This window comes from Kingella kingae (genome assembly GCF_900475905.1).
GTDB classification, from domain to species: domain Bacteria; phylum Pseudomonadota; class Gammaproteobacteria; order Burkholderiales; family Neisseriaceae; genus Kingella; species Kingella kingae.
In genome coordinates this window covers 1,505,328-1,519,407 of sequence record NZ_LS483426.1, presented here as the reverse complement: position 1 = coordinate 1,519,407, position 14,080 = coordinate 1,505,328, and the positions used below count along the sequence as shown (strand labels likewise).

Genomic DNA, 14,080 nt, shown 5'->3' with positions numbered 1-14,080 from the left:
TACACGAATTTTTTTGTTTATGTTTATTTATAAGGAATGATGATGAATCAATCTGTTATCTCTGTTATTGGTAAAGACCGCGTGGGTATTGTGTACGATGTAGCAAAAATTTTGGCAGACAACCAAATCAACATCATGAACATTAGTCAGCAATTGATGGGCGAATTTTTCACGATGATTATTTTGGTGGACGCTGAAAAATGCAGCCTGAAACCAACTGAATTAGCGGAATTGTTTGCCAATGAAGGACAAAAATTGGCTTTGGATATTCGTATTCAAAATGAAGAGATTTTTAACGCTATGCACCGTATCTAAATCACTTTTTTAAAGAGGAAAAAATCATGGCTTCTCCCAAATTAGTTGAACAACTTCGTCAAATTGTTGGCAATGCAGATGTTTTAACCGACCCTTCGCAAACGGCACAATACCGCGAGGGTTATCGTTTTGGTTCAGGAGCGGCGTTGGCAGTTGTGCGTCCGCAAACCTTGTTACAACAATGGCAAGTCGTTAAAGCCTGTGTGGATGCTAATGTGATTATCATCAGCCAAGCGTCAAACACAGGCTTAACAGGCGGTTCAACACCGCAAGGCTCGGATTACGACCGCGATATTGTCATCATCAACACGATGAAAATTAAAGGTACGCAATTGATTAACGACAACGCGCAAGTCGTCTGCCTAGCTGGTGCAACTTTGAACGAACTGGAATTGCTGCTCAAACCGCTTGGGCGCGAACCGCATTCCGTGATTGGTTCTTCGTGCATTGGCGCGAGCGTGATTGGTGGCGTGTGCAACAATTCGGGCGGTTCGTTGGTACAACGCGGCCCTGCTTACACCGAAATGGCTTTGTATGCTCAAATCGGCGAAAACGGCGAATTGGAATTGGTGAATCACTTGGGCATTGATTTGGGCGACACGCCAGAAGAAATTTTGACGAATTTACAAGGACATCATTATCAACGCAAAGACGTTCACGAGGGCGGCAAAGGACACGACCATTCTTATTGCAATCACGTCCGCCAAGTGGATGCCGACACGCCAGCGCGTTTCAATGCAGACCCAGCACGACATTACGAAGCATCAGGCAGCGCAGGCAAATTAGCCGTGTTCGCCGTACGTTTGGACACATTCGTGTCTGAAAAAAACACCGCCGTGTTCTACGTTGGCACAAACAATACTGCCGTTTTAACGCAAATCCGCCGAAATATGTTGGCAGAATTCAAAAACTTGCCGATTTCAGGCGAGTATATCCACCGCGATGCGTTTGATATTGCACTGGATTACGGCAAAGATATGTTCTACGTCATCAAACACGCAGGCACAGCCAATTTGCCCAAATTGTTTGATTTCAAAGCAAAAGTGGACAGATTCGCGAAAAATTTATCGTTCTTGCCGAAGCATTTTTCTGACCGCGTTTTGCAGGCGAGTTCAAAACTCTTGCCGCAACATTTGCCGCAAAGCATGATGGATTATCACAAGCAATACGAACATCATCTGATTATCAAAATGGGTGGCGATGGCGTGGCAGAAGCGCGTGAATACTTGAAAAATCTGTTTGCCGACAGCAGCAAAGGCGCGTTTTTTGAGTGTAATCCACAAGAAGCACAAGCTGCCATGTTGCACCGATTTGCCGTGGCAAGCGCGGCGGTTCGTTATCGCGCCGTGCATTCCGATGAAGTGGAAGAAATTTTGGCGTTGGACATCGCCTTGCGCCGCAATGATGAAGACTGGTTTGAAACGCTGCCTGAAAGCATTAACAGCAAAATCAGCCATAAATTGTATTACGGACATTTCTTCTGCCACGTTTTCCACCAAGATTACATTGTGAAAAAAGGCAACGATTGGGTGGCTTTGGAACATGAAATGTTAGCGTTGTTGGACAAACGTGGGGCGCAATATCCTGCGGAACACAACGTAGGTCATTTGTATGAAGCCAAACCCGAACTCAAAGCCTTCTATCGCCAATTAGACCCAACCAATAGCTTTAACGTGGGCATTGGGCATACGTCTAAAAAGAAAAATTGGGCTGAATAATGGAATAAAAGTGCAGGCTGCTTTGTGCGATGAAAAGCAGCCTGCACATTCGCAACAATATTTTTTTGGGAGATCTATCATGCAAGCCGTATTAGCCGATTACGCCGTGAGCGTTGCCGAATTAAAGCGCAATTACGCTTCTATTATTGACGAAGCCACAGGCGCGGTTGCTGTGTTGAATCACAACAAGCTCGAAGCGTATTTAATCCCAGCGCAGCATTACGAGCAGTTAATGGATTATTTGGAAGATTTGCAAGACGCGCAAATCATTCAAGAGCGTATTAACTCACCAAGCCGCGAGGTTTCGCTAGATGAGTTATAAATTACCGCTTTGTTGCCGAAGCGGAAGATGAATGGCGCAAGCTAGACAACAGCATCAAGCAACAATTTAAATCCGCGCTAGCCAAACGCTTGGAAAATCCGCGTATTCCATCTGCTGCGTTACATAATATGCCTGATTGCTACAAAATTAAATTGCGTAAAATCGGCTATCGTCTCGTTTATCGTGTTGATGATAATGTGCTTACGGTTACAGTCATCGCCATTGGTAAACGCGATAAAAGCGTAGTTTATGATGTGGCAAATAGTCGCTTGTAAATTTTAATTTCGCTGAACTTTATTTCAGGCAGCCTGAAAAAGGAAATATCCATGAAAAAATTTCTAACTTTGTGTGTTATCGCCTTTTCGTTAACCGCCTGTTCTTTGGGACATTATGATGAAAAAGCTATATTGCGCGTGAAACAAGAATGGCAAGCTAAGCTAGAAACCTTGCCTGTTGGCGCAAGCGAAGCCGAGCTAACCCAATGGTTAAAACAAAATGGTTTACTCAAAAATGGTGAACAGCCTAATTTAAACAATCACAAATACGTTACCAACGTACCAAATGGCTATTTCCCTTTTAAAAGCAGCATTATTTCTTGCAATGGTCTTTTTACTGAACTCACTATTCGGTTAGACGAACAAAATCGTGTTACCACAAAAGAAATAAAAACATTTGATAGTTGTTTTTAATTCCAAAAGGCTGCCTGAAACCCAAAAAACAAGGAATCTCAAACATGAGCAACATTCACAGCAACGAAATTCTAGAAACCATTCGCATGGTTTCCGACCAAAATTTTGACGTTCGCACGATTACGATTGGCATTGATTTGCACGATTGCATTCACCCCAACATCAATGTGTTGAACCAAAATATTTACAATAAAATCACAACGATTGGTAAAGATTTAGTCGCAACCGCGCGACATTTATCGGCTAAATACGGCGTACCGATTGTCAATCAACGCATTTCCGTAACCCCAATCGCGCAAATCGCGGCGGCAACCAATGCGGATAGTTACGTTTCTATCGCGCAAACGTTGGACAAGGCGGCAAAAGCGATTGGTGTATCGTTTATTGGCGGCTTTTCGGCGTTGGTGCAAAAAGGCATGTCGCCAGCCGATAAAATTTTGATTCGCAGCATTCCCGAAGCGATGAAAACGACCGACATCGTGTGTTCGTCTATCAACATCGGCTCAACTCGCGCAGGCATTAACATGGACGCGGTAAAATTAGCGGGCGAAATCATCAAGCAAACGGCGGAAATCACGCCCGAGGGTTTCGGTTGCGCGAAAATTGTCGTGTTCTGCAATGCGGTGGAAGACAATCCATTTATGGCAGGCGCGTTTCACGGTTCGGGCGAAGCGGACGCAGTGATTAACGTGGGCGTTTCAGGGCCAGGCGTGGTGCAGGCTGCTTTGAAAGATTGCGACAGCCACGATTTGACGGAAATTGCGGAAGTGGTGAAAAAAACGGCGTTCAAAATCACGCGCGTGGGCGAATTGATTGGGCAGGAAGCAGCGAAAATGTTAAATATTCCATTTGGCATTTTGGATTTGTCGCTTGCGCCAACCCCTGCGATTGGCGACAGCGTGGCGCGAATTTTGGAAAGCATGGGCTTGTCGGTTTGTGGTACGCACGGAACAACGGCGGCTTTGGCGTTGCTCAATGATGCGGTGAAAAAAGGCGGCATGATGGCAAGCAGCGCGGTGGGTGGTTTGAGTGGCGCGTTCATTCCTGTGTCGGAAGACGAGGGCATGATTGCGGCGGCAGAAAGCGGCATTTTAACGCTGGATAAATTGGAAGCGATGACGGCGGTTTGTTCGGTGGGCTTGGATATGATTGCGGTGGCTGGCACGACAAGCGCGGCGACGATTTCGGGCATTATCGCGGACGAGGCGGCAATCGGTATGATTAACAGCAAAACGACTGCGGTTCGCATTATTCCCGTAACTGGGAAAGATGTGGGCGAGAGTGTGGAATTTGGCGGTTTGTTGGGTTATGCGCCGATTATGCCGACTAAAGAGGGTAGCTGTGAGGTGTTTATCAATCGCGGTGGGCGGATTCCTGCGCCTGTGCAGTCTATGAAAAATTGATTTCTGTAATATTGCAGGCTGCTTTTTGATGTATAAAAGCAGCCTGCAACACAAAAAAGCGCGATTGGAAAACATTATAGTGAAATGAAATCGCAATAGTACAGCGTTGCCAACGCCCTTATGTTGTGCTATTTGCACACGGCGGTCGTTGTCGCCTTGCCCTAATCTAAATTTAATTCACTATAATTTAATCGCTTTCATGGTTTACTCCTTGTTGTGTAAGTAGTGAAATGATGCGCCAATTAAATTAGCCTAAAATTAGGCTGCTGCCTGATTAATTCAGACAGCCTTTTGATTGATATGGCTTAAAAAATCGCCATTGTGAAGTGTTACGCTTTCAACGCTTCTTGCAATTCGCCCGCTTCAAACATTTCCATCATAATGTCTGAACCGCCCAAAAATTCGCCGTTCACATACAACTGCGGAATAGTAGGCCAGTTGCTGTATTCTTTGATGCCTTGGCGCACTTCATCATTTTCCAACACGTTTACGGTAACATAATCTTCGCAACCAGCCGATTGCAAGATTTGTACTGCGCGTGCCGAAAAGCCGCATTGTGGAAATTGTTTTGTGCCTTTCATAAATAACACTACGCGATGAGTGGTTACGACTTCTTTGATTTGTTCTTGAATGCTCATGTTGATTCCTTTAATAGGGTTTGGGTCAAAAAAAACGCGCTGAAATCATTGCGTGCTGGCGATTATAGCGCGATTTATCGGGATTTTGAACTTTATAGCAACATGAAATCGCAACGGTACTGCGTTGCCAACGCCCTTGTGTGCTATTTACACATGGTGAGCATTGTCGCCTTGTCCCGTTTTTATTTTATTTCATTATAAATCAAAAATTAGGTAAAAGAACAAAGCAGCCTGCACTTTATTTAGCCTATGTCTAGCTAACATAATCCGTTAGAATATAGACTGCGCTGTGCAGGCAGCCTGCACATTTCACTAACCCTACCCATAGAGACACTTATGAAGAAAAACATTACTCGCCGCCATTTTTTAAGCAGCACCGCCGCTTTGGTTGGCACAACGGCACTTACAGCTTGTCAAAGTCCAACTTATCGTGCTCTTGCACAAGGCACACGTCAAGCGATGCAGGCTGCTTATTATCCGCCTGCTTTGACTGGCTTGCGTGGCGACCACGATGGCAGCTTTCCTGCTGCACACAGCGTTGCCTTGCGCGGTGCCAAATATGTTTTACCCAATGAAGCCAGCGAGCAATACGATTTAGTGGTGGTGGGCGCAGGCATCAGCGGTTTGGCGGCCGCTTATGCTTATCAGAAAAAACATCCGCAGCACAAAATTTTGATTTTGGATAACCACGACGACTTTGGTGGACACGCCAAACGCAATGAATTCAAAATCAACGGACGTACCATTATTACTTATGGTGGCAGCGAAAACATCGATTCGCCAGCCAGCGCATGGTCAGAACAATCGCTCAAATTGTTGCGCGAGTTGGGCGTGGATTACGAAAAATTCCATGTTTATTTTCAAAAAGATTTATATACCAAACAATGGGGCTTGCAGCGCGGCATCTTCTTCAATGCCAAGACATTTGGTCAAGCCAAATTGGTGTTGGGCAGCCCAAAAATGGACGCGGAACAAGCGGCAAAAAGCGTACCGCAATTCCCATTTAGCGAAGAAGACAAACGCGCAGCTTTGCAGTTGTATGTAGATACCCCAAATTATTTGAAAGGCAAAACACGTCGCCAAGTGATTGAGTTTGCAGAAAATACCAGTTATCACGACTTTTTAGCCAACACCGCTAAAATGCCGACTGCTGTGTTGAAATATGTACAAAATATCAGCTCGGATTACTGGGGACACGATATTAACGCCTTGTCGGTGCGCGAAGCATTTGACAACGGCTATCCAGGTACGCAGAACTTGAATTTGTCAGAAGAAGAGGGCGAAGATGAGCCTTATATCTACCACTTCCCTGATGGCAATGCGTCTATCACGCGCTTGTTGGTACGCAAGCTCATTCCAAGCGTTGCATCAGGCAATACAATGGAAGACATCGTAACGGCAAAATTTGATTACAATCAATTAGATAAAGCTGAACATAATGTGCGACTGCGTTTGAATAGCACTGCGTTATTGATTGAAAATCAAGCAGATAAAAGCGTTGCAATTGCTTATTTGAGTAAAGGCAGCGAGAGTCTTGTCCGCGTCAATGCCAAAAAATGTATTTATGCAGGACACGCTACGCTTGCGCCACGCATCATGCCACAAATGGCAGCCACGCAAGCACAAGCGATGTTGAGCAACGTTAAAATCGCTATGGTGTATAGCAAAGTGCTGTTAAAAAATGGCTTGGTATTCCAAAAAATGGGTGCGCATCATCTGTACACGCCAGACCAACCGTATTGCGAAATGTTCTTGGACTATCCTGTTAAAATGGGTGATTATGTGCCATCGCAAACGCCAAACGAACCTGTGGTTTTACACGCCATTCGTATGGCGGTAGATTTGCAAGGCAATACCGCTCGTGACAAATATCGTGCTGGTCGTCGCAAACTGATTGCGCAAAAATACGATGATTTGCGTAACGAATTGATGACGCAGTTGCGCGAGATATTCGACGCCGTGGGCGTGAATGCCGATGATGTGGTGCAAGAAATCACAATTAACCGCTGGGGGCATGGTTACAGTTACGAACAAGTTGGTTTGTATGACAGTGATAACGATGTAGAGCGCAACACGATGCGTATGCGTAAATCACTGGGCAATATTTTTATGGCAAATAGCGATGTAGCGTGGATGCCGTATGCTCAAAATGCGATTGATGAAGGTTTGCGTGCAGCGAATGAAGCAGCAAAGTAATGGTTAAATAAAAAAAGCAGCCTGCACTTTAAATTCAAAGTGCAGGCTGTTTTTTTACACGATTACAAATCCAACAACAAACGTGCAGGGTCTTCCAACAATTCTTTAATGGTTACCAAAGTCAGAACCGCTTCACGACCGTCAATAATGCGGTGGTCGTAGGACAACGCCAAATACATCATTGGACGAATCACGATTTCACCATTTTCTACCACAGCGCGTTCTTTGGTGGCGTGCATACCCAAAATCGCTGATTGTGGCGGATTGATAATCGGTGTAGACATCATCGAACCAAACGTACCACCATTGGTAATGCTGAATGTGCCGCCAGTCAAATCTTCAATCGCAATGCGACCATCTTTGGCTTTGGCTGCATAATCCACAATCGCTTTTTCAATGTCGGCAATGCTCATTTGGTCAGCATCGCGTAGGATTGGCACAACCAAACCGCGTGGCGAACCAATCGCAATACCAATATCAAAATAGCCATGATAAACAATATCTTTGCCATCAACCGATGCGTTTACGACTGGGAATTTTTTCAACGCTGCCACTGCGGCTTTAACAAAGAACGACATAAAGCCCAGTTTAACGCCGTGTTCTTTTTCAAACTTATCTTTGTATTTGGCACGTAAGTCCATGACAGGTTTCATGTTTACTTCGTTGAACGTGGTCAAAATCGCGTTTTCTTGTTGCGATGCCAACAAACGCTCTGCCACGCGCGCGCGCAAACGACTCATCGGCACGCGCTGTTCAGGACGCGCACCAGCAGGAACGGCCACCGCAGGCGCAGCAGCAGTACGAGCCGCCGCCACTTTTACGTCTTCTTTCAACACGCGACCGTCGCGACCAGAACCTTGAATGCCACTCACATCAACGCCTGTTTCGGCTGCTAATTTTGCCGCAGCAGGCAAAGCAATGCCAGCTTGCGCGTTCGATACAGGCACAGGCGCGGCAGCAGGTGCAGGCTGCTCTTGTGGTGCCGCGGCAGGTGCGTTTGCCGATGCAGCCGCCTCGGTATCAATTTTTGCCAACAGTTGCTCTGTGCCAACGGTTTCGCCGTTTTGCACCAAGATTTCAACCAACACGCCTGCTTGCGGAGCTGGCACGTCCAATACCACTTTGTCGGTTTCAATGTCCACCAAGATTTCATCACGCGCCACGCTTTCGCCGACTTGTTTGCGCCATTCAATCAATGTGCCTTCGGTAATACTTTCTGCAAATACGGGAACTTTTACTTCAATAATCATGTTTTTCTCCAAGTTTGAGAGTGGAATGTGTGCTGCTTTCGGTTTGCTTTATTTGTGCCAACCAAAAGCAGCCTGCAACTTAATTCAAGTTTAACGCATCAGCAATCAGTTGTTCTAATTGCGATTTATGTTTGCTGGCATAACCCACCGCAGGCGATGCGCTGGCTGGACGACCTGCAAAGCGCACAGTTTGACCGTCTTTTGCCAAGCGTTCCAAGCGATGACGAGTTTGATACCACGCACCTTGGTTTTTCGGCTCTTCTTGCGCCCACAAAATTTCCGTAGCGTTCGGGAATTTTGCCAATTCGGCTTCGGCTTCGGCATAGGGGAATGGATACAACTGTTCGGCACGAACAATTGCAATCTCGTTTTGCAAACCAGCGTCATCACGCGCTTTTGCCAAATCGTAATACACTTGACCTGCACACATAATTACACGTTTTACGCTGGCGTTGTCGGCGCGTTCTGCCACATCGCTAATCACAGGGCGGAATGTTGTGCCTTCCAAGAAGTTTTCCAATGGACTCATGGAATCTTTAAAGCGCAACAAGCGTTTAGACATGAAAATCACAAGCGGTTTGCGGTATGAGCGCAAAGTTTGGCGGCGCAAAATATGGAACATTTGCGATGCTTCGGACGGCATAATCACTTGCATATTGTGCTCTGAACACAGTTGCAACCAGCGTTCCAAGCGACCTGATGAGTGTTCTGGGCCTTGACCGTCATAGCCGTGTGGCAAAATCGTGGTCAAGCCACACAAGCGACCCCATTTGGTTTCACCTGATGAAATGAACTGGTCAATCGCTACTTGTGCGCCGTTGGCAAAGTCGCCAAATTGCGCTTCCCAAATGACTAATTTATCGGGCGCAGAACAAGCGTAACCGTATTCATATGCCATAACCGCTTCTTCGTTCAAAATGGAGTCAATCACCACAAAATCGGCTTGATTGTCTGCCATGTGTTCCAACGGCGTGTAAATGCCTGTGTCGGAAGTGGCGCGATTGGTATCGTGCAGCACCGCATGGCGATGCGAGAATGTGCCACGACCCGAGTCTTCGCCCGAAATACGCACACCTGTGCCGTTGGTAACCATGCTGGCATAGGCAACGGTTTCTGCCATGCCCCAGTCAAATGGCTGTTTGCCTGCTGCCATTTCTTTGCGTTGCTCAATCACGCGCTTGGCGGTGTTGTGCAAACCAAAGCCCTCTGGCACTTGGGTAAATTTGTCGGTTAAGCGTTGAATGTCGGCTGCTGGCAAACCGCTTTCTACGGCTTCGCGCCAGTCTTGACCTTGGTATTTGCTCCAATCTACGCGGTGTTTGCTTTCGTAGTCGGTCAAGCGTGTTTGTTCAACGTGTTCGCCTTTGTCCAATGCGGCGCGATAGGCTTGTACCAAACCTTCTGCATCGTCCGCACTCAATACGCCTTCTTTAACCAATTTTTCGGCATACAAGGCGCGTGTGCCAGGGTGTTTGGTAATCGCGCGATACATGAGCGGTTGGGTCAAGGTTGGGTCATCGCCCTCGTTGTGTCCCAATTTACGGAAACAAACCACATCAATTACCACATCTTTATGGAATTGTTTGCGGTAGTCCAAAGCAGCCTGCACTACAAAGCATACGGCTTCTGGGTCATCGCCATTAACGTGGAACACAGGGGCTTCCACCATTTTCGCGATGTCGGTGCAATACACAGTTGAGCGTGTATCGCGTGTATCCGAAGTCGTAAAACCAATTTGGTTATTGATGACCATGTGAACCGTGCCGCCCGTGCTGTAACCACGAGTACGCGACATATTGAATGTGGCTTGGTTTACGCCCAAACCAATGAACGCGCTGTCGCCATGAATCAACACAGGCAATACTTGGTCACGACCGTCCAAACCACGGCGGCGTTGTTTCGCGCGTGCTGAACCTTCTACCACAGGATTAACGATTTCCAAATGCGATGGGTTAAACGCCAAAGTGACGTGCATTGCGCCGTGTGGTGTGGCGATGTCAGAATTGTAGCCGTTGTGGTATTTCACGTCGCCACTTGGCAATTTGGTGTCGTAGCGACCTTCAAATTCGGCGAACAAATCCGCAGGCTGCTTGCCCAAAGTGTTCACCAAAACATTCAAACGACCGCGGTGCGCCATGCCGATGATGATTTCTTCCACGCCGTCTTTGCCTGCGTTTTGCACCAAATAATTCAAGCCCGCAATCGCACTTTCGCCACCTTCTACCGAGAAGCGTTTTTGACCAACGTATTTGGTGTGTAGATAGCGTTCCAGCGTTTCCGATGCGGTTAATTGTTTCAAAATATAGCGTTTTTCGTCTGCGCTGAATTTGGGCGTAGACAAACGGCTTTCAAAATAGTTGCGAATCCATTGGCGTTCTTCTCGGTTTTCAATATACATGTATTCCACGCCAATATGACCGCAATAGGTTTGCTGCAATTTGCTGATGATGTCGGCAAGCGTTAATTTGGTTGCGCCACCAAAATCGCCTTCGCCCAAGCTGAACTGCACCGCCATGTCGGCATTGCTTAAACCGTGTGCTTCGGGCGATAAGCCGTCTGCATTGCGCGGTTTTTTTAAGCCCAGCGGGTCTAGTTTTGCTGCGCCAGAGCCTTGAATGCGATAGGCAGAAATCAGACGCAACACGGCAATTTGTTTTTGCAATAAGTTTTCGTCAATATTGCCAGTCACAGCGGCAATGTTTTGACGTTTTGCCAAGTTGGCAAACGATTGTTGAATAGGGTAGTGTGCGACATCGCGTTCTACTGCGCCAGGTTGGGCTGCCAGTTCGCGGAAATATTGTTGCCAAACTTCGCCAACAGAGTGTGGGTTGTCCAAATAATTTTCGTACAACTCTTCAATGTAGGGCGCGTTTGAACCGAATAAATAAGAAAAATTTAGTTTTTCATTCATCATGGCTCATGCTTTCTAACAGATTGGTCTATTGAAATGTGCTGCTCTGTGCAGAGATTTATCTGCAACATGAGTGGCATTTTACTCTTTTTAACACGCTTGTGCAGTAGCAAAACAAAGGTTTTCGCTATTTTTGTAATTAAATGTAGTAAACGATGTGAAAAAGCAGCCTGCACAATATTAATAAGAGTGCAGGCTGCTTTTTTTACGAATTAGCGTTTATCAACTGGCACAAAATCGCGGCGTTCTGAACCTGTGTACAACTGACGTGGGCGACCAATTTTCGCATTTGGGTCGCTCAAACTTTCGTTCCAATGTGAAATCCAGCCAACGGTACGCGCCAAGGCAAAGATAACGGTAAACATAGAAACTGGAATACCCAATGCGCTCAACACGATGCCAGAGTAGAAGTCCACGTTTGGATACAGTTTTTTCTCGATGAAGTATGGGTCGTTCAATGCAATTTTTTCTAATTCCATTGCCAACTTGAATTTTGGGTCATCTTGCAAGCCCAATTCGCGCAATACCTCATCGCAAGTGGTTTTCATGATGGCAGCGCGTGGGTCCATGTTTTTGTACACGCGATGACCGAAGCCCATTAAGCGGTATTTTTTCGCTTTTACGCCTTCCATAAATTCTGCTACGCGCGATACGTCGCCAATTTCGTCCAACATTTTCAACACGGCTTCGTTTGCGCCACCGTGTGATGGACCCCACAAGCAAGCGATACCTGCGGCAATACACGCAAATGGATTCGCGCCAGATGAGCCTGCCAAGCGCACAGTTGAGGTTGATGCGTTTTGTTCGTGGTCGGCGTGCAAGGTAAAGATGCGGTCTAATGCGCGTACCAACACTGGATTGGGTTCGTATTTTTCGCAAGGTGTGGCAAACATCATGTGCATGAAGTTGGCAGTGTAGCTCAAATCGTTGCGTGGATAGTTAAATGGCAAGCCGTTTGAGTAGCGGTAGCACATAGCCGCGATGGTCGGGATTTTGGAAATCAAACGATAAATGGCGATTTTGCGGTGTTCTGGGTCGGCAATTTCCAAGCTGTCTTGGTAGAATGCAGACAACGCGCCTACTACGCCCACCATCATTGCCATTGGGTGTGCATCGCGGCGGAAACCACGGAAGAACCATGTTAATTGTTCATGCACCATGGTGTGTTTGGTTACGGTATTGACGAATTTTTCTTTTTGCTCTTTGTTGGGCAACTCGCCGTAAATCAGCAAATAGCATACTTCCAAGTAGTCGCTATTTTCTGCTAATTGTTCAATGGGATAGCCGCGGTAATACAGCAGACCTTTATCGCCATCAATAAATGTAATTTTAGACTCGCAGCTTGCGGTAGACACAAAACCTGGGTCAAATGTAAACATATTCGTACCTTTGGTAAAGGCGCGAATATCCACTACTTCATTACCGAGTGTGCCAGTTAAAACAGGCAATTCTACACTCTCGAAACCTTCGCCTTGCAATTTTACAGTTTTAGACATCTTTTTGCTCCTAGTGGTTATTTTACTGATGGGATTTAAGGTCAAAGCAGCCTGCATATTTAAGCTGCTCTGATTTTTTCCAAAATAGGCAAGAAATCTTGGCGTTCTGGTGTGTCGTATTGGTTGATGAAAGCCAAGAAATCTTGGTCTTCCAATGCCAAAATATCCACCAACACGCTCAATTCTTCATCGCTTAATGTGGAAAATTCTTTTTCTGCGAATCGCTTTAACACAATGTCTAGTTCTAGCAATCCGCGCCGCATTTGAAAGCGGATACGCCGTTTGGCGATTTCGTTAAATTGTGCCATAGTTCTTTACAAGAATTAACTGGTATCAGGTTTTGATTGCGGTTATTTGTAAATATGCAGGCTGCTTGTTTTATATACAAAAAGCAGCCTGCACTTTTTGATTAAACAGCCCGTTCCAACATAATTTCTTTGATTTTGCCAATCGCACGAGTTGGGTTCAAGTGTTTCGGACACACATCAACGCAATTCATAATCGTATGGCAACGGAACAAGCGATATGGGTCATTCAAATTATCCAAACGCTCATTTGTAATCGTGTCGCGGCTGTCGGCGATAAAGCGATACGCATTTAATAAACCAGACGGACCTACGAATTTATCAGGATTCCACCAGAAAGACGGGCATGAAGTGGAACAACACGCGCACAAAATACATTCGTACAAACCATCTAATTCAGCGCGTTCTTCTTGCGATTGCAAACGCTCGCGTTCAGGTTTTGGTGTATCGTTCACAACGTAAGGTTTAATAGAATGATATTGTTTGAAAAATTGCGTCATGTCCACAATCAAATCGCGAATCACTGGCAAGCCTGGTAATGGGCGAATCACAATCGGCTGCGCCAAGCTGCGAATATCGGTCAAGCAAGCCAAACCATTTTTACCGTTAATATTCATACCGTCCGAACCGCAAATCCCTTCGCGGCATGAACGGCGGAACGACAAGGTATCGTCTTGTGCTTTTAATTTAACCAGCGCGTCCAATAATTTCACATCAGACGGCAAAATTTCCAATTCATAATCTTGCATGTACGGTGCTGCATCACGGTCGGGATTGTAGCGGTACACTTGAAAACGTACTTTTTCCATAGTGAGTGTTCCTTTTCGCGTTTTCAGG

Annotated in this window: 13 protein-coding genes; 7 read left to right on the top strand and 6 right to left on the bottom strand. The window is 46.1% G+C overall.

The features are described 5' to 3' along the window. The first annotated feature begins 42 nt into the window (after window positions 1–42). The 6 genes from DQN52_RS08105 (at window position 43) to DQN52_RS08080 (ending at window position 4,447) form a co-directional block, all read left to right on the top strand. On the top strand, window positions 43–315 hold the full coding sequence (locus tag DQN52_RS08105) for an ACT domain-containing protein (protein ID WP_032133449.1): 273 nt from the start codon (window positions 43–45) through the stop codon (window positions 313–315). A gap of 26 nt (window positions 316–341) precedes the next feature. Further along, on the top strand, window positions 342–2,033 hold the full coding sequence (gene dld, locus DQN52_RS08100; RefSeq protein ID WP_003786726.1) for a D-lactate dehydrogenase: 1,692 nt from the start codon (window positions 342–344) through the stop codon (window positions 2,031–2,033). A gap of 79 nt (window positions 2,034–2,112) precedes the next feature. After that, window positions 2,113–2,355 carry a type II toxin-antitoxin system Phd/YefM family antitoxin gene (locus DQN52_RS08095; RefSeq protein ID WP_026036329.1) on the top strand — a complete coding sequence of 81 codons (243 nt, stop codon included), beginning with the start codon at window positions 2,113–2,115 and terminating at the stop codon, window positions 2,353–2,355. Then, the gene (locus DQN52_RS08090; protein ID WP_026036330.1) at window positions 2,352–2,630 is read left to right on the top strand and encodes a type II toxin-antitoxin system RelE family toxin; all 279 of its coding nucleotides are present in this window, start codon (window positions 2,352–2,354) and stop codon (window positions 2,628–2,630) included. Before DQN52_RS08095 ends, DQN52_RS08090 begins: the two co-directional genes overlap by 4 nt. A 51-nt stretch (window positions 2,631–2,681) precedes the next feature. Next, window positions 2,682–3,044, top strand: coding sequence for a hypothetical protein (locus tag DQN52_RS08085; protein WP_003786733.1), 363 nt, complete (start codon window positions 2,682–2,684; stop codon window positions 3,042–3,044). A 44-nt stretch (window positions 3,045–3,088) separates the two neighbouring features. Further along, entirely contained in the window at window positions 3,089–4,447 is a 1,359-nt protein-coding gene (locus tag DQN52_RS08080) for a PFL family protein (RefSeq protein WP_003786735.1), read from the top strand. A 329-nt stretch (window positions 4,448–4,776) separates the two neighbouring features. On the opposite strand, the gene grxD is transcribed toward DQN52_RS08080, so the two are convergent. Continuing rightward, complete coding sequence (grxD, locus tag DQN52_RS08075) at window positions 4,777–5,085, bottom strand: Grx4 family monothiol glutaredoxin (protein WP_003786737.1); 309 nt, start codon at window positions 5,083–5,085, stop codon at window positions 4,777–4,779. 336 nt (window positions 5,086–5,421) lie between these two features. On the opposite strand from grxD, the gene DQN52_RS08065 reads away from it, so the two are divergent. Beyond that, complete coding sequence (locus DQN52_RS08065) at window positions 5,422–7,281, top strand: FAD-dependent oxidoreductase (protein WP_003786741.1); 1,860 nt, start codon at window positions 5,422–5,424, stop codon at window positions 7,279–7,281. A 62-nt stretch (window positions 7,282–7,343) separates the two neighbouring features. On the opposite strand, the gene odhB is transcribed toward DQN52_RS08065, so the two are convergent. The 5 genes from odhB to DQN52_RS08040 all read right to left on the bottom strand — a co-directional run bounded on the left by odhB (window position 7,344) and on the right by DQN52_RS08040 (window position 14,052). Beyond that, window positions 7,344–8,531, bottom strand: a complete 1,188-nt coding sequence (odhB, locus tag DQN52_RS08060; protein ID WP_003786743.1) for a 2-oxoglutarate dehydrogenase complex dihydrolipoyllysine-residue succinyltransferase — start codon at window positions 8,529–8,531, stop codon at window positions 7,344–7,346. Window positions 8,532–8,610: 79 nt separating this feature from the next. Beyond that, window positions 8,611–11,445: a 2-oxoglutarate dehydrogenase E1 component gene (locus tag DQN52_RS08055; protein ID WP_003786745.1), complete on the bottom strand. Its 2,835-nt coding sequence runs from the start codon at window positions 11,443–11,445 to the stop codon at window positions 8,611–8,613. Window positions 11,446–11,654: 209 nt separating this feature from the next. After that, window positions 11,655–12,938: a citrate synthase gene (gltA, locus tag DQN52_RS08050; RefSeq protein ID WP_003790316.1), complete on the bottom strand. Its 1,284-nt coding sequence runs from the start codon at window positions 12,936–12,938 to the stop codon at window positions 11,655–11,657. A 59-nt stretch (window positions 12,939–12,997) separates the two neighbouring features. Further along, window positions 12,998–13,246 carry an FAD assembly factor SdhE gene (locus tag DQN52_RS08045; protein WP_003786750.1) on the bottom strand — a complete coding sequence of 83 codons (249 nt, stop codon included), beginning with the start codon at window positions 13,244–13,246 and terminating at the stop codon, window positions 12,998–13,000. A 101-nt stretch (window positions 13,247–13,347) separates the two neighbouring features. Next, the gene (locus DQN52_RS08040) at window positions 13,348–14,052 is read right to left on the bottom strand and encodes a succinate dehydrogenase iron-sulfur subunit (RefSeq protein ID WP_003790318.1); all 705 of its coding nucleotides are present in this window, start codon (window positions 14,050–14,052) and stop codon (window positions 13,348–13,350) included. Between the last annotated feature and the right edge of the window lie 28 nt (window positions 14,053–14,080).